This window comes from Rhodanobacter sp. FW021-MT20, from assembly GCF_041107475.1.
In the GTDB taxonomy this organism is placed as follows: domain Bacteria; phylum Pseudomonadota; class Gammaproteobacteria; order Xanthomonadales; family Rhodanobacteraceae; genus Rhodanobacter_A; species Rhodanobacter_A glycinis.
Genome location: NZ_JBGBPX010000001.1, coordinates 205,799 through 221,323, shown reverse-complemented (window position 1 = coordinate 221,323; position 15,525 = coordinate 205,799). Strand labels below are relative to the sequence as shown.

Annotated in this window: 19 protein-coding genes; all 19 read left to right on the top strand. The window is 62.6% G+C overall.

Annotation, left to right across the window (positions count from 1 at the left end; genetic code table 11):
• The first annotated feature begins 2 nt into the window (after positions 1–2).
• The 19 genes from rpoC (at position 3) to rplE (ending at position 15,522) form a co-directional block, all read left to right on the top strand.
• Positions 3–4,220 carry a DNA-directed RNA polymerase subunit beta' gene (gene rpoC / locus AB7849_RS01130; RefSeq protein WP_369500485.1) on the top strand — a complete coding sequence of 1,406 codons (4,218 nt, stop codon included), beginning with the start codon at positions 3–5 and terminating at the stop codon, positions 4,218–4,220.
• A 178-nt stretch (positions 4,221–4,398) separates the two neighbouring features.
• Complete coding sequence (gene rpsL, locus AB7849_RS01125) at positions 4,399–4,773, top strand: 30S ribosomal protein S12 (protein ID WP_008212117.1); 375 nt, start codon at positions 4,399–4,401, stop codon at positions 4,771–4,773.
• A 77-nt stretch (positions 4,774–4,850) separates the two neighbouring features.
• Positions 4,851–5,318 (top strand): 30S ribosomal protein S7, encoded by a 468-nt coding sequence (gene rpsG, locus AB7849_RS01120; protein ID WP_008212120.1) that lies wholly within the window; start codon positions 4,851–4,853, stop codon positions 5,316–5,318.
• A 147-nt stretch (positions 5,319–5,465) separates the two neighbouring features.
• Positions 5,466–7,583 carry an elongation factor G gene (gene fusA / locus AB7849_RS01115; RefSeq protein WP_008212122.1) on the top strand — a complete coding sequence of 706 codons (2,118 nt, stop codon included), beginning with the start codon at positions 5,466–5,468 and terminating at the stop codon, positions 7,581–7,583.
• A gap of 154 nt (positions 7,584–7,737) precedes the next feature.
• On the top strand, positions 7,738–8,928 hold the full coding sequence (tuf, locus tag AB7849_RS01110; RefSeq protein ID WP_008211601.1) for an elongation factor Tu: 1,191 nt from the start codon (positions 7,738–7,740) through the stop codon (positions 8,926–8,928).
• 340 nt (positions 8,929–9,268) lie between these two features.
• Positions 9,269–9,580: a 30S ribosomal protein S10 gene (gene rpsJ / locus AB7849_RS01105; protein WP_008209947.1), complete on the top strand. Its 312-nt coding sequence runs from the start codon at positions 9,269–9,271 to the stop codon at positions 9,578–9,580.
• 20 nt (positions 9,581–9,600) lie between these two features.
• Positions 9,601–10,242: a 50S ribosomal protein L3 gene (gene rplC / locus AB7849_RS01100; protein ID WP_008209949.1), complete on the top strand. Its 642-nt coding sequence runs from the start codon at positions 9,601–9,603 to the stop codon at positions 10,240–10,242.
• An 11-nt stretch (positions 10,243–10,253) separates the two neighbouring features.
• On the top strand, positions 10,254–10,856 hold the full coding sequence (gene rplD, locus AB7849_RS01095) for a 50S ribosomal protein L4 (protein WP_008209950.1): 603 nt from the start codon (positions 10,254–10,256) through the stop codon (positions 10,854–10,856).
• Positions 10,853–11,146 carry a 50S ribosomal protein L23 gene (gene rplW, locus AB7849_RS01090; RefSeq protein ID WP_008209952.1) on the top strand — a complete coding sequence of 98 codons (294 nt, stop codon included), beginning with the start codon at positions 10,853–10,855 and terminating at the stop codon, positions 11,144–11,146. Before rplD ends, rplW begins: the two co-directional genes overlap by 4 nt.
• Before the next feature lie 17 nt (positions 11,147–11,163).
• Positions 11,164–11,988 (top strand): 50S ribosomal protein L2, encoded by an 825-nt coding sequence (gene rplB, locus AB7849_RS01085; protein WP_008209954.1) that lies wholly within the window; start codon positions 11,164–11,166, stop codon positions 11,986–11,988.
• Positions 11,989–12,000: 12 nt separating this feature from the next.
• On the top strand, positions 12,001–12,273 hold the full coding sequence (gene rpsS, locus AB7849_RS01080; RefSeq protein WP_008209957.1) for a 30S ribosomal protein S19: 273 nt from the start codon (positions 12,001–12,003) through the stop codon (positions 12,271–12,273).
• Entirely contained in the window at positions 12,273–12,608 is a 336-nt protein-coding gene (gene rplV / locus AB7849_RS01075; protein WP_008209958.1) for a 50S ribosomal protein L22, read from the top strand. Before rpsS ends, rplV begins: the two co-directional genes overlap by 1 nt.
• Before the next feature lie 16 nt (positions 12,609–12,624).
• Positions 12,625–13,374: a 30S ribosomal protein S3 gene (gene rpsC, locus AB7849_RS01070; protein WP_008209959.1), complete on the top strand. Its 750-nt coding sequence runs from the start codon at positions 12,625–12,627 to the stop codon at positions 13,372–13,374.
• 11 nt (positions 13,375–13,385) lie between these two features.
• Positions 13,386–13,799, top strand: coding sequence for a 50S ribosomal protein L16 (rplP, locus tag AB7849_RS01065; protein WP_008209960.1), 414 nt, complete (start codon positions 13,386–13,388; stop codon positions 13,797–13,799).
• On the top strand, positions 13,799–13,984 hold the full coding sequence (rpmC, locus tag AB7849_RS01060; RefSeq protein WP_008209961.1) for a 50S ribosomal protein L29: 186 nt from the start codon (positions 13,799–13,801) through the stop codon (positions 13,982–13,984). The genes rplP and rpmC overlap by 1 nt, the downstream gene beginning before the upstream one ends.
• A gap of 12 nt (positions 13,985–13,996) precedes the next feature.
• Positions 13,997–14,257: a 30S ribosomal protein S17 gene (gene rpsQ / locus AB7849_RS01055; protein ID WP_008209962.1), complete on the top strand. Its 261-nt coding sequence runs from the start codon at positions 13,997–13,999 to the stop codon at positions 14,255–14,257.
• A 14-nt stretch (positions 14,258–14,271) separates the two neighbouring features.
• The gene (gene rplN / locus AB7849_RS01050; protein ID WP_008209963.1) at positions 14,272–14,640 is read left to right on the top strand and encodes a 50S ribosomal protein L14; all 369 of its coding nucleotides are present in this window, start codon (positions 14,272–14,274) and stop codon (positions 14,638–14,640) included.
• 15 nt (positions 14,641–14,655) lie between these two features.
• The gene (rplX, locus tag AB7849_RS01045) at positions 14,656–14,970 is read left to right on the top strand and encodes a 50S ribosomal protein L24 (protein WP_008209965.1); all 315 of its coding nucleotides are present in this window, start codon (positions 14,656–14,658) and stop codon (positions 14,968–14,970) included.
• Positions 14,971–14,982: 12 nt separating this feature from the next.
• Positions 14,983–15,522 carry a 50S ribosomal protein L5 gene (gene rplE, locus AB7849_RS01040; RefSeq protein WP_008209968.1) on the top strand — a complete coding sequence of 180 codons (540 nt, stop codon included), beginning with the start codon at positions 14,983–14,985 and terminating at the stop codon, positions 15,520–15,522.
• The last annotated feature ends 3 nt before the right edge of the window (positions 15,523–15,525 follow it).

Sequence of the window (15,525 nt, the reverse complement as noted above, 5' to 3'; positions counted from 1 at the left end):
GCATGAAAGACTTGCTCAATCTGTTCAACCAGCAGCGCGTGACGCCGGAGTTCGACGCGATCAAGATCGCGTTGGCATCGCCGGAGCTGATCCGCTCGTGGTCGTACGGCGAAGTGAAGAAGCCGGAAACGATCAACTACCGCACCTTCAAGCCGGAGCGTGACGGCCTGTTCTGCGCCGCCATTTTCGGACCGGTGAAGGACTACGAGTGCCTGTGCGGCAAGTACAAGCGCATGAAGCATCGTGGCGTGGTCTGCGAGAAGTGCGGCACGGAGGTGACGCTGGCCAAGGTGCGCCGCGAGCGCATGGGCCACATCGAGCTGGCCAGCCCGACCGCGCGCATCTGGTTCCTCAAGTCGCTGCCGTCGCGCATCGGCCTGATGCTGGACATGACCCTGCGTGACATCGAGCGCATCCTGTACTTCGAGGCCTTCGTGGTCATCGATCCGGGCATGACCGCACTCGAGCGCGGCCAGATGCTCAACGAAGACCAGTACCTGGAAGCGGTCGAGGAGCACGGTGACGAGTTCGACGCCCGCATGGGTGCCGAGGCCGTCTACGAGCTGCTGAAGTCGCTGGACCTTCCGGGTGAAGTGATCCGCCTGAAGGAAGAGATCGCCTCCACCGGTTCGGAGACCAAGCTCAAGCGCCTCACCAAGCGCGTGAAGCTGATCGAGGCGTTCCTGGAATCCGGTAACAAGCCGGAGTGGATGGTGCTGACCGTGCTTCCCGTGCTGCCGCCGGACCTGCGTCCGCTGGTGCCGCTGGATGGTGGCCGGTTTGCCACGTCCGATCTGAATGACCTGTACCGCCGCGTCATCAACCGCAACAACCGCCTGAAGCGCCTGCTTGAACTCAGCGCGCCGGACATCATCGTGCGCAACGAGAAGCGCATGTTACAGGAGTCGGTGGATGCGTTGCTGGACAACGGTCGTCGCGGTCGTGCCATCACCGGCACCAACAAGCGTGCGCTGAAGTCGCTGGCCGACATGATCAAGGGCAAGCAGGGCCGGTTCCGCCAGAACCTGCTCGGCAAGCGCGTGGATTACTCCGGTCGTTCGGTGATCGTGGTCGGTCCGACCCTGCGCCTGCACCAGTGCGGCCTGCCCAAGAAGATGGCGCTTGAATTGTTCAAGCCGTTCATCTTCGCCAAGCTGCAGGCGCGTGGCGAAGCCACCACCATCAAGGCGGCGAAGAAGCTGGTCGAGCGCGAAGAGCCGATGGTCTGGGACATCCTGGAAGATGTCATCCGCGAGCATCCGGTGCTGCTGAACCGCGCACCGACCCTGCATCGTCTGGGCATCCAGGCGTTCGAGCCGAAGCTGATCGAAGGCAAGGCCATCCAGCTGCACCCGCTGGTCTGTACCGCGTTCAACGCGGACTTCGACGGTGACCAGATGGCCGTGCACGTGCCGCTGTCGATCGAGGCGCAGCTGGAAGCGCGTACCTTGATGATGGCGACCAACAACATCCTGTCGCCCGCCAACGGCGAGCCGATCATCGTGCCGACCCAGGACGTGGTGCTGGGTCTGTACTACATGACCCGCGAGCTGATCAATGCGAAGGGCGCCGGCATGGTGTTCTCCGGCATTGCCGAAGTGCGTCGCGCCTACGACAACCGTGCCGTGCAGTTGCACGCCAAGGTCAAGGTCCGCATCAAGCAGGTGGACATCGCCGAGGACGGTACGCGTACCACTGAAACTGCGTTGGTGGAAACCACCGTGGGTCGTGCGCTGCTGCTCGAAATCCTGCCCGAGGGCTTGCCGTTCAAGCTGGCCAACACGGAGCTGTCGAAGAAGGCCATCTCGCGCCTGATCAACGCCTGCTACCGTCGCCTCGGCCTGAAGGAGACGGTGGTGTTCGCGGATCAGCTGATGTACACCGGCTACCGCTTCGCTACCCGCGCGGGCATCTCGATCGGTATCGATGACATGATCATCCCGGCCGAGAAGAAGGGCATCCTCGAGGAAGCCGAGAAGGAAGTCGTCGAAATCCAGCAGCAGTACCAGTCGGGTCTGGTGACGGCCGGCGAGCGTTACAACAAGGTGGTCGACATCTGGTCGCGCACCAACGAACTGGTCGCCAAGGCGATGATCGACGGCATCGGTACCGAGAAGGTGACCGACGCCGACGGCAAGACGGTCAACCAGAAGTCGATGAACTCGCTGTACATCATGGCCGACTCCGGCGCGCGTGGCTCGGTGGCGCAGATTCGCCAGCTCGCCGGCATGCGTGGCCTGATGGCGCGTCCCGATGGCTCGATCATCGAGACGCCCATCAAGGCGAACTTCCGCGAAGGCCTGAACGTGCTGCAGTACTTCAACTCCACCCACGGTGCTCGAAAGGGCCTGGCGGATACGGCGTTGAAGACCGCGAACTCCGGTTACCTGACCCGTCGCCTGGTCGACGTGGCGCAGGACGTGGTGATCACCACGGACGATTGCGGCACCGAGGACGGCGTCCTGATGCAGCCGATCGTCGAAGGCGGCGACGTGGTCGAGCCGTTGCGCGATCGCGTGCTGGGTCGTGTGGCCGTCGAGGACGTCTACGCCCCCGGCGACGACGACCAGCCGATCGTGCTGCGCGACACCTTGCTGGACGAAGCCATGGTCGAGAAGCTCGACCAGGCCGGCGTGCAGCTGATCAAGGTGCGTTCGCCGATCACCTGCCAGGCCAGCCATGGCGTGTGCGCACTGTGCTACGGCCGCGACCTGGCCCGTGGCCATCTGGTCAACATGGGTGAAGCCGTGGGCGTGGTGGCAGCGCAGTCGATCGGTGAGCCCGGCACCCAGCTGACCATGCGTACGTTCCACATCGGTGGCGCGGCTTCGCGTGCGGCGGCGGTGGACAACGTGTCGGTGAAGACCACCGGTACGCTGAAGTTCAACAACCTCAAGACCGTGCAGCACAACCAGGGTCACCTGGTGGCGGTGTCGCGTTCGGGCGAAGTGTCGGTCATCGACGCCAACGGCCGCGAGCGCGAGCGCTACAAGGTGCCGTACGGCGCCACCATCGCGGTGAAGGATGGTGCGGCAGTGAAGGCTGGCCAGACCGTGGCCAACTGGGATCCGCATACCCATCCGATCGTCTCGGAAGTGGCCGGTACCGTGCGCTTCATCGACTTCCTCGATGGCGTTACCGTGCAGAGCCAGACCGACGAGCTGACCGGCCTGGAGTCGGCGGTGGTCACCGATCCGAAGCGTCGCGGCACCGCGGCCAAGGATCTGCGTCCGATCGTGCGTCTGGAAGATGCCAAGGGCCGCGAGCTGAAGCTGCCGGGTACCGACGTGCCGGCGCAGTACTTCCTGCCCGCCGGCGCGATCGTGTCGATCCAGAACGGTGTCGAAGTGGGCGTGGGCGACGTGGTGGCACGTATCCCGCAGGAAACCTCGAAGACCCGCGACATCACCGGTGGTCTGCCGCGCGTGGCCGATCTGTTCGAGGCGCGCAAGCCGAAGGAGCCGGCGATCCTGGCCGAGCGCTCCGGCGTGATCAGCTTCGGCAAGGACACCAAGGGCAAGCAGCGCCTGATCATCAAGGATGTGGACGGCAACGAGCACGAGGAACTGATTCCGAAGTGGCGTCAGGTCATCGTGTTCGAAGGCGAGCACGTGGAGAAGGGCGAGACCGTGGTGGACGGCGAGCCGAGCCCGCACGACATCCTGCGCCTGCTCGGCGTGGAGCCGTTGGCGGCCTACCTGGTCAAGGAAATCCAGGACGTCTACCGTCTGCAGGGCGTGAAGATCAACGACAAGCACATCGAAGCGATCATTCGCCAGATGCTGCGCAAGGTCGAGATCACCGAGCCGGGCGAAAGCCACTACCTGCGCGGCGAGCAGGTCGAGCGCGTGCGCATCAACGAGGAAAACGACCGCGCCGTGGCCAAGGGCGAGCGTCCGGCGGAGTACCAGTCGGTGCTGCTGGGCATCACCAAGGCCTCGCTGGCGACCGAGTCGTTCATCTCGGCGGCATCGTTCCAGGAGACCACCCGCGTCCTTACCGAGGCGGCGGTCCGTGGTACGCGTGACACCTTGCGTGGGCTGAAGGAAAATGTTATTGTCGGTCGGCTGATTCCGGCGGGTACGGGTCTGGCTTACCACGCGCAGCGTCAACGCCGGGGTGGTCTCACCGCCCAGGAGCTCGAAACGCTTTCCGGCTCCGTTGTGGCCCCGGCTTCCGATGTGGATGCCCCCGTTGGTACAGATGCAGGTGTCGAGTAAACCCGTTCGGGACATTGCTCGCTGAACATACGAAATGAGGTGCAGGGACGCGCCTCGTGTTCGGGTCAGGGATGACAGGGCTTTGCTTGCCTGTGGCGGGCTGCCCATGTTAAATTCCCGCTTCTTGGCAGACCGGATCACATCGGTCTGCCTTTATGTTTCCCAGGAACAGCTTCGCATGACGACAGTCAATCAACTGGTGCGCAAAAACCGCAGCCCGAAGACCTACAAGAGCGCTTCGCCTGCCTTGCAGAGCAGCCCGCAGCGTCGCGGCGTCTGCACGCGCGTGTACACGACCACCCCGAAAAAGCCGAACTCGGCCTTGCGCAAGGTTGCCAAGGTGCGCCTGACCAATGGCTACGAGGTCATCAGCTACATCGGTGGCGAAGGCCACAACCTGCAGGAGCACTCGGTGGTGCTGATTCGCGGCGGCCGCGTCAAGGATCTGCCGGGTGTGCGTTACCACACCGTGCGCGGCAGCCTCGATTGCGCTGGCGTGACCAAGCGTCGCCAGTCGCGCTCCAAGTACGGCGCCAAGCGCCCGAAGGGCTAATCCATTGAAGTGTGCGGCCAGGGTTGGCCGCTTTTCCGGCGGGCACGATGTCCGCAAAAAGATAACGGACTCAACACATGTCGCGTAAAGGTTCACATCCCGCCCGTCTGATCCTGCCGGATCCCAAGCATGGCAGCCAGCTGATTGCCCGCTTCATCAACATGGTGATGAAGAGCGGCAAGAAGTCCGTGGCCGAGAGCATCGTCTACGGTGCGCTCGATCATCTGGGCGAAAAGAATGCCGAGCCGGTGGCTCTGGTCGAGAAAGCGCTGAACAACATCGCGCCGACGGTCGAGGTGAAGTCCCGCCGCGTCGGTGGTGCTACCTACCAGGTGCCGGTGGAAGTGCGTCCGGGTCGCCGCATGGCGCTGGCCATGCGCTGGGCCATCGATGCCGCCCGCAAGCGTGGCGAAACCTCGATGCCGCGCAAGCTGGCTGCCGAGTTGCTTGAAGCTTCGGAAAACCGTGGTGGCGCGATCAAGAAGCGCGAAGAGACGCACCGCATGGCCGAGGCCAACAAGGCGTTCTCGCACTACCGCTGGTAAGTGTTTTTCCCTGCCGCCCCCGTGGCGGCAGGATGAAAACCAGTCATCAGGAAACAAGCCGGCCTCGTGCCGGACTTTTCACAAGAGACGTGGCCACGACGGCTGCTTCAGACAGGGCATGGCAGCCCGGCAAAGGTATAGATTCCCATGGCACGCACCACTCCTATCGAGCGCTACCGCAACTTCGGCATCATGGCCCACATCGATGCCGGCAAGACCACCACCACGGAGCGCATCCTGTTCTACACCGGCGTCAGTCACAAGATTGGCGAGGTGCACGACGGTGCGGCCACGATGGACTGGATGGAACAGGAGCAGGAGCGCGGCATCACCATCACTTCGGCGGCCACCACGTGCTTCTGGAAGGGCATGGATGGCTCGTTGCCGCAGCACCGCTTCAACATCATCGATACCCCCGGACACGTTGACTTCACCATCGAAGTGGAGCGCTCGCTGCGCGTGCTCGATGGTGCGGTGTTCGTGCTCTGCGCCGTGGGCGGCGTGCAGCCGCAGTCCGAGACCGTGTGGCGCCAGGCCAACAAGTACGGCGTGCCGCGCCTCGCCTTCGTCAACAAGATGGACCGTACCGGTGCCAACTTCGACAAGGTGGTCGGTCAGTTGAAGTCGCGCCTGGGTGCGCGCCCGGTGCCGATGGTGGTGCCGATCGGTGCCGAAGACAACTTCGAAGGCGTGGTCGACCTCATCCAGATGAAGGCGGTTTACTGGGACATGGAATCCCAGGGCATGAAGTTCGAGTATCGCGAGATTCCGGATGAGCTCAAGGCCAAGGCCGAGGAGGCCCATGGCTTCATGGTCGAGTCGGCTGCCGAAGCCACCGAAGAGTTGATGAACAAGTACCTTGAGGAAGGCTCCCTTTCCGCCGACGAAATCGTCAGCGGTCTGCGTCAGCGCACCCTTGGCAACGAAATCATCCCGGTCTACTGCGGCACCGCGTTCAAGAACAAGGGCGTGCAGGCGATGCTGGATGCCGTGGTGCATCTGCTGCCGTCGCCGGCCGATCGTCCGCCGGTGACCGGCGTCGACGAGAGCGAGAAGGAAGTGTCCCGCACCGCCGACGACAAGGCGCCGTTCTCCGCGCTGGCGTTCAAGATCATGACGGACCCGTTCGTGGGTTCGCTGACCTTCTTCCGCGTCTATTCCGGCGTGCTCAATTCGGGCGACTCGGTGTACAACCCGGTCAAGTCGAAGAAGGAGCGCGTGGGTCGCATCCTGCAGATGCACTCCAATGATCGCCAGGAGATCAAGGAAGTGCGCGCGGGCGACATCGCCTCGGCGGTTGGCCTGAAGGACGTCACCACCGGCGACACGCTGTGCGCGCAGGATCACGTGATCATTCTCGAGCGCATGGTCTTCCCGGAGCCGGTGATTTCGATGGCGGTCGAGCCGAAGACCAAGTCCGACCAGGAAAAGATGGGTATCGCCCTGGGCCGCCTGGCGCAGGAAGATCCGTCCTTCCGCGTGCGTACGGACGAGGAGTCGGGCCAGACCATCATCTCCGGCATGGGTGAGCTGCACCTGGACATCATGGTCGACCGCATGCGCCGCGAGTTCAATGTCGAGGCGAACGTCGGCAAGCCGCAGGTGGCCTACCGCGAAACGATCCGCCTGTCGGACGTGAAGTCGGACTACAAGCACGCCAAGCAGTCGGGCGGCAAGGGCCAGTACGGTCACGTGGTGATCGAGCTGTCGCCGATGACCGACGAGGACCGTGCCAACCCGGGCGTGAAGGACGATTTCCTGTTCATCAACGACATCACCGGTGGCGTGATCCCGAAGGAATTCATCCCGTCGGTCGAAAAGGGTCTGCGCGAGACCATCACCAGCGGCCCGCTGGCCGGCTTCCCGGTGGTGGGTGTGAAGGTCAAGCTGGTGTTCGGTTCGTACCACGACGTCGACTCGTCCGAAATGGCGTTCAAGCTCGCCGCCTCGATGGCGTTCAAGCAGGGTTTTGCCAAGGCGAGCCCGGTGCTGCTTGAGCCGATCATGAAGGTCGAGGTGGTCACGCCGGAGGATTACGTCGGTGACGTCATGGGTGACATGAGCCGTCGTCGCGGCCTGCTGCAGGGCCAGGACGATACGCCGTCGGGCAAGACCATCGACGCGATGGTGCCGCTTGGCGAAATGTTCGGTTATGCGACCACGATTCGTTCGCTGACCCAGGGTCGCGCCACCTTCACGATGGAATTCGACCATTACGCCGAGGCGCCGAACAACATCGCCGAGCAGGTGATGAAGAAGGCGTAACTCGCGCGATCATCCGTGATCGCACAAGCGAAGGGTGGTCATCCTTGGCCACACTTCCAAAAAAAAGCTGGTGCGATCGTTGGTGATCGCGAAAACAACAGATCAGGCGACCCAAGGTCGCACCATCGGACTAGTTCTCTCAGAGGTTTGAGTCATGGCAAAGGGTAAATTCGAACGCACCAAGCCGCACGTCAACGTCGGCACGATTGGTCACGTGGACCACGGCAAGACGACGCTGACGGCAGCACTGACGAAGGTCGGTGCCGAGCGCTTCGGTGGCGAGTTCAAGGATTACGGCTCGATTGACGCGGCGCCGGAAGAAAAGGCACGCGGCATCACGATTTCGACCGCCCACGTGGAATACGAATCGCCGAACCGCCATTACGCGCACGTCGATTGCCCGGGCCATGCCGACTACGTGAAGAACATGATCACGGGTGCGGCGCAGATGGACGGCGCGATCCTGGTGTGCTCGGCCGCGGACGGCCCGATGCCGCAGACGCGTGAGCACATCCTGCTGTCGCGCCAGGTGGGCGTGCCGTACATCGTCGTGTTCCTGAACAAGGCCGACATGGTGGACGACGCCGAGCTGCTCGAACTGGTCGAGATGGAAGTGCGCGAGCTGCTGTCGAAGTACGACTTCCCGGGCGACGACACGCCGATCATCCACGGTTCGGCGCTGAAGGCGCTGGAAGGTGATCAGAGCGAGATCGGCGTGCCGGCGATCATCAAGCTGGTGGACGCGCTGGACAGCTACATCCCGGAGCCGGTGCGTGCGCTGGATCGTCCGTTCCTGATGCCGGTGGAAGACGTGTTCTCGATCTCCGGTCGTGGCACGGTGGTGACCGGTCGCGTGGAGCGCGGCATCATCAAGGTCGGTGAGGAAATCGAGGTCGTGGGCATCCGCCCGACCCAGAAGACCACCGTGACCGGCGTGGAAATGTTCCGCAAGCTGCTGGACCAGGGCCAGGCGGGCGACAACGTGGGCCTGCTGCTGCGCGGTCTGAAGCGCGACGACGTGGAGCGCGGTCAGGTGCTGGCGAAGCCGGGCACGATCACGCCGCACACGGACTTCGAGGCTGAGGTGTACGTGCTGTCGAAGGAAGAGGGTGGTCGTCATACCCCGTTCTTCAAGGGCTACCGTCCGCAGTTCTACTTCCGCACGACGGACGTGACCGGTGCCGTGACCCTGCCGGAAGGCGTGGAAATGGTGATGCCGGGCGACAACGTGAAGATGGAAGTGAGCCTGATCCACCCGATCGCGATGGACGACGGCCTGCGTTTCGCGATTCGCGAAGGCGGCCGCACCGTGGGCGCCGGCGTGGTTGCCAAGGTCATCAAGTAAGTCGTTTCTTGTGAGAAGCCTGGCATGGATGCCGGGTTGATTCCGCCATCGGGAAGGATGGCTGAAGCGTTACAGGGTGTTGCAACTCGCCCGCAGTCAATGCGGGCGAGGGTTGTGCCGAAGGGCCAGTGCCATTAGTGCTGATCCTTTGGTGGTGGCGTCAGCCACCCGTTTTTTCGTGCGTAGTCAAAAAAACGCGACATTCGCGCGAGAAGCATGTATGATTGTCCGTTCACCATGGCAGAAATGGTCGTGGTGGAATGGCAATTCCCGGATTGTGCGAGGTGGTGAGAAGCCCCTCGATTCACAGTATTTGTTCTTTCGATAACAGGACACGGTTATGGCGAACCAGAAGATTCGCATTCGGCTCAAGGCGTTCGATCATCGTCTGATCGACCGCTCGGCCAGCGAGATCGTCGAGACGGCCAAGCGCACTGGCGCAACGGTTCTCGGCCCGATCCCGCTCCCGACCAAGATCGAGCGCTACACCATCCTCACGTCTCCGCACGTGGACAAGGATGCACGCGACCAGTACGAAACCCGTACGCACAAGCGTGTGCTCGATATCGTCGACCCCAACGACAAGACCGTGGACGCGCTCATGAAGCTTGATCTCGCCGCTGGCGTCGATGTTCAGATCAAGCTCGGCTGAGCGATAGACAGGATACGAAGATGAGTATCGGACTGGTTGGCCGCAAGTGCGGCATGAGCCGACTCTTCACTGAAGATGGACGCTCGATTCCGGTGACGCTGATTGAAGCCACCCCGAATCGCGTCACCCAGCTGAAGACGGAAGATAATGATGGTTACAGCGCAGTGCAGGTTGCGGCGGGCGTCAAGCGTGCCAGCCTCCTGACGCAGCCGCTGAAGGGTCACTACGCCAAGGCGAAAGTCGAGCCGGGTCGTGGCCTGTGGGAGTTCCGCGTGTCCGCCGACGACCTCGGCAAGTACAGCGTGGGCGCCGAGATCAAGGCCGATGACGTGTTCAGCGTCGGTCAGATCGTCGATGTCGCCGGCGTCTCGAAGGGCAAGGGCTTCCAGGGCACGATCAAGCGCTGGAACTTCAAGATGGGTGATGCCACCCACGGTAACTCGCTGTCGCATCGCGCACCGGGCTCCATCGGTCAGCGCCAGACGCCAGGCCGTGTGTTCCCGGGCAAGAAGATGTCGGGCCAGATGGGTAACGTGAACCGCACGCAGCAGGGCCTGGAAGTGGTCAAGGTCGACGTCGAACGTCACCTGATCGCGGTGAAGGGCGCGGTTCCCGGTGCCACCGGCGGCGACGTCATCATTCGTCCGACCACCAAGGGTTGAGGAGAGACGCCATGGAACTGAATGTCATTGGCGCCAAGCCGCTCAGCGTGTCGGACGAAGTGTTCGGCGGCGAGTACAAGAAAGCCCTGGTTCACCAGGTCGTGGTTGCGTACCAGGCCGGCGGTCGCGCCGGTACCAAGGCGCAGCTGAGCCGCGGTGAGATGTCGGGCACCACCAAGAAGTTCAAGAAGCAGAAGGGCGGCGGCGCTCGTCACGGCGATTACCGCGCTCCGATCTTCGTTGGCGGCGGTGTGGCTTTTGCAGCCAAGCCCCGCAGCTATGAGCAGAAGGTCAACCGCAAGGCCTACCGCGTGGCGATTCGCTCGATTCTTTCCGAGCTGAACCGTGCGGGTCGCCTGAAGGTCGTCGAGGGTTTCGGTGTTGATGCGCCGAAGACCAAGTCGATGATCGCCAAGCTGGCCGAGCTGGAAGTGTCCGGTCGCGTGCTGCTGGTGTCGGAAGATGCCACCGAGGCGCTGTACTTGGCTGCCCGCAATATCCCGTACGTGCATGTGCTCGACGTGATGGCGCTGAATCCGGTCAGCCTGGTCGGTTCCGACCACGTGGTGGTGACCGTCGATGCAGTGAAGAAGATCGAGGAGTGGCTGGCATGAGCAACGAACGCATTCTGAATACGCTGCGTGCCCCGCACATCTCCGAAAAGGCCGCGCGCCTTGCCGAGAGCAACCAGTACGTCTTCGTGGTAGCCCCCGTGGCGACCAAGGCCGATGTCCGTGCGGCGGTAGAGCAGATGTTCGACGTCAAGGTCGAGCAGGTGAACCTCGTCAATACCAAGGGCAAGGCGAAGTCCTTCCGTTCCCGCGCTGGCAGCCGCCAGGGCAAGCGCAAGGCCTATGTGCGTCTCGCCGACGGCCAGACCATCGACGTGTCGGCCAAGGCCTGAGCTAGGAGTTTCGTGAGATGGCACTAATCAATCACAAGCCGACTTCGCCGGGCCGCCGCGATGCGGTAAGCGTCCGTACCGAAGGTCTCTACAAGGGTGCGCCGTACGCGCCGCTGGTCGAGGCCCAGTCGAAGACGGGTGGTCGCAACCATTACGGTCGCATCACCGTGCGTCACCGTGGTGGTGGTCACAAGCAGCACTACCGCATCATCGATTTCAAGCGCGACAAGGAAGGCGTCGCCGCCAAGGTCGAGCGCATCGAATACGATCCGAACCGCACCGCGCACATCGCGTTGCTGTGCTACGCCGATGGCGAGCGCCGCTACATCATCGCGCCCAAGGGCGTGGCGGTAGGTGATCGTCTGGTTTCGGGCCGCGACGCGCCGATCAAGGCCGGCAACTGCCTGCCGCTGCGCAGCATCCCGGTCGGCAGCACGATCCACTGCATCGAGATGAAGCCCGGCAAGGGCGCGCAGATCGCTCGCAGCGCCGGTGCCTCCGTGCAGCTGGTGGCCCGCGAGTCCGGTTATGCCACGCTTCGCCTGCGTTCCGGCGAAATGCGCCGCGTCTCGGTCGATTGCCGCGCCACCATCGGTGAAGTCGGCAATTCCGAGCACAGCCTGAAGAAGCTCGGCAAGGCTGGCGCGAAGCGCTGGCTGGGTATTCGCCCGACCGTTCGCGGCGTGGTGATGAACCCGGTCGACCATCCGCATGGTGGTGGTGAAGGCAAGACCTCCGGCGGTCGTCATCCGGTCAGCCCGTGGGGTACGCCGGCCAAGGGTTACAAGACCCGCAACAACAAGCGCACGCAGCAGTTCATCGTGCGTCGTCGTACCAAGTAACGGGAAGCCGACATGCCGCGTTCTCTGAAGAAAGGTCCCTTCGTCGACCTTCATCTCGTGAAGAAGGTGGAAACTGCGGTTTCCACTCACAACAAGCGCCCGATCAAGACCTGGTCGCGTCGCTCGATGATTTTGCCGGAGATGGTCGGTCTGACCATCGCCATTCATAACGGTCGCCAGCACGTGCCGGTGCTCGTCAACGAGAACATGGTCGGGCACAAGCTCGGCGAGTTCGCGGTGACCCGCACCTTCAAGGGCCATGGCGGCGACAAGAAGGGCAAGTGATGAGCACTGAAGCCAAAGCAATCCTGCGCAGCGCCCGCATCTCGGCGCAGAAGGTGCGCCTGGTGGCCGATCTGGTCCGCGGTCTTCCCGTGGGCCGGGCCAGCGACGTGCTGCAATTCACCAACAAGAAGGCCGCACACCTCGTTCGCAAGGTGCTGCTGTCGGCCGTTGCCAACGCCGAGAACAATCTCGGGGCTGACGTCGACGAGCTGAAGGTCTCGCGCATTTTCGTGGACGAAGGTCCGGCGATGAAGCGCATGTTCGCCCGTGCCAAGGGTCGCGGTTCGCGCATCCTGAAGCGCACCAGCCACATCACCGTCGTTGTTGGCGACTGACTGAGGATAGAAGACGATGGGTCATAAAGTTCATCCCACCGGTATCCGCCTCGGCATTGCCAAGGACTGGAACTCGAAGTGGTACGCCAACAAGGGCGAATACGCACAGTATCTTGCCGCCGACCTGCGGGTCCGCGAGATGCTGCGCAAGAAGCTGGCTCAGGCCGGTATCTCGAAAATCCAGATCGAGCGTCCGGCCAAGACCGCACGCGTGACGATCCACACCGCCCGTCCGGGCGTGGTGATCGGCAAGAAGGGCGAGGATATCGAGAAGCTGCGCAAGGAAGTCAGCAAGCTGATGGGCGTTCCGGCGCACATCAACGTCAGCGAGGTGCGCAAGCCCGAGCTGGACGCACAGCTGGTGGCCGAGTCGATCGCGCAGCAGCTTGAGCGTCGCATCATGTTCCGCCGCGCGATGAAGCGCTCGGTCGGCAACGCGATGCGTCTGGGTGCGCTGGGCATCAAGATCAACGTCTCCGGTCGTCTGAACGGCGCCGAGATTGCCCGCTCCGAGTGGGCGCGCGAAGGTCGCGTGCCGCTGCACACCCTGCGTGCCGACATCGATTACGGTTTTGCCGAGGCGAAGACCACCTACGGCATCATCGGCATCAAGGTGTGGATCTACAAGGGTGAAATCTTCGACCTGGCGGCTGCATCGGCCGAGTCGAAAGATGATCAGTCACCATCGCGCCGTGAAGGTGGCGAAGGTCGTCGTGAATCGCGTCGCGAGGGCGGTGAAGGCCGTCGCGAGCGGACGGCGAAGTAAGGAGAGTTGCCATGCTGCAACCCAAGCGAACCAAATTCCGCAAGCAATTCAAGGGCCGCAACGACGGTCTGGCACAGTGCTCCAACCTCGTCAGCTTCGGCGAGTACGGGTTGAAGGCAACCACCCATGGTGCGCTCACCGCGCGCCAGATCGAGGCTGGTCGTCGCTGCATCACTCGTTTCGTGAAGCGTGGCGGCAAGTTGTGGATCCGCGTGTTCCCCGACAAGCCGATCACCAAGAAGCCGATCGAAGTGCGAATGGGCGCGGGCAAGGGCAGCGTCGAGTTCTGGGTCGCCCCGATCCAGCCCGGTCGCATGCTTTACGAAATCGAGGGCGTCGACGAGACCACGGCACGCGAGGCGTTCCGCCTGGCCGCTGCCAAGCTCTCGGTGCAGACCCAGTTTGTCAGCCGGGCGGTGATGTGATGGCTATCAAAGATATCAACAACAAGTCGGTCGAAGAGCTGAACCAGCACCTGCTGGACCTTCGCAAGGAGCAGTTCAATCTGCGCATGCAGAAGGGCTCCGGCCAGCTCAGCCAGCCGCACCAGCTGCGCCGCGTTCGGCGCGACATCGCCCGCACGAAGTTCGTGCTCGGCGGCAAGAAGTAAGGGACGGCGGACATGAGCGAGAACAAAAAGCAGGCACGTACCCTCGAGGGCCGTGTCATCAGCAACAAGATGGACAAGACGGTTACCGTCCTGATCGAGCGTCAGGTGCAGCACGGCCTGCTCGGCAAGATCATCCGTCGTTCCACCAAGCTTCACGCGCAGGATGAAATGGGCGCGAACGAGGGTGACGTGGTGCGTATCGCGGAATGCCGGCCGTTGTCCAAGACCAAGCATCACCGCGTGATCGAAATCATCACGCGTGCGAACGTCTAAGGGAGGGTGCAGACATGATCCAGATGCAAAGCACGCTTTCCGCAGCGGACAACAGCGGCGCCAAGGAACTGATGTGCATCAAGGTGCTCGGCGGCTCCAAGCGCCGTTACGCCGCGATCGGTGACGTGATCAAGGTCGCCGTGAAAGATGCCATTCCCCGCGGCAAGGTGAAAAAGGGCGAGGTGTACAACGCCGTGGTGGTTCGTACCGCCAAGGGTGTGCGTCGTCCCGATGGCTCGCTGATCCGTTTCGACGGCAACGCAGCGGTGCTCCTCAACAACAAGCTCGAGCCAATCGGTACCCGTATCTTCGGGCCGGTGACGCGAGAGCTGCGCAGCGAGAAGTTCATGAAGATCGTCTCCCTCGCGCCCGAAGTGCTCTGAGCGGAGACCAGAACCATGAACCGTATCCGCAAGGGTGATCAGGTCCTCGTGATCACCGGCAAGAACAAAGGTCAGCGCGGCGATGTGCTGCGCGTTGATGGCGATCGTGTATTCGTCTCCAACGTCAACCTGATCAAGCGCCATACCAAGGCCAATCCGCAAGCCAACCAGCCCGGCGGCATCGTCGAGCGCGAGGCTTCGATCCATATCTCCAATGTGCAGCTGTTCAACCCCGCCACGAACAAGGGTGAACGCGTTGGGATCAAAACGCTTGAAGACAAGCGCAAGGTCCGCGTGTTCCGTTCGAATGGCGAGGTCGTGGACGCGTAAGGAACACAAGTCATGACGCGCCTTGAAACGTTTTACAAAGACCAGGTCGTAGCCAAGCTCACCGAGAAGTTCGGCTACGAGAACGTGATGCAGGTTCCCCGCATCACCAAGATCACGCTGAACATGGGCGTGGGCGAAGCGGCGGGCAACAAGAAAGTGCTCGAGAACGCCGTGGCCGACATGGCCAAGATCGCGGGCCAGAAGCCGGTCACGACCAAGGCGCGCGTTTCCGTCGCCTCGTTCAAGATCCGCGACGGCTGGCCGATCGGCTGCAAGGTCACCTTGCGTCGCGCCCAGATGTGGGAATTCCTGGATCGCCTGATCAATATCTCGCTGCCCCGCGTCCGCGACTTCCGCGGCGTGTCGGGTCGCGCCTTTGATGGCCGGGGCAACTACAACTTCGGCATCAAGGAACAGATCATTTTCCCGGAAATCGATTTCGACCAGATCGACGCGATGCGTGGCATGGACATTTCCATCACCACCACCGCCAAGACGGACGATGAAGCCAAGGCGCTGCTGGAAGCCTTCAGCTTCCCGTTCCGCAACTGATTA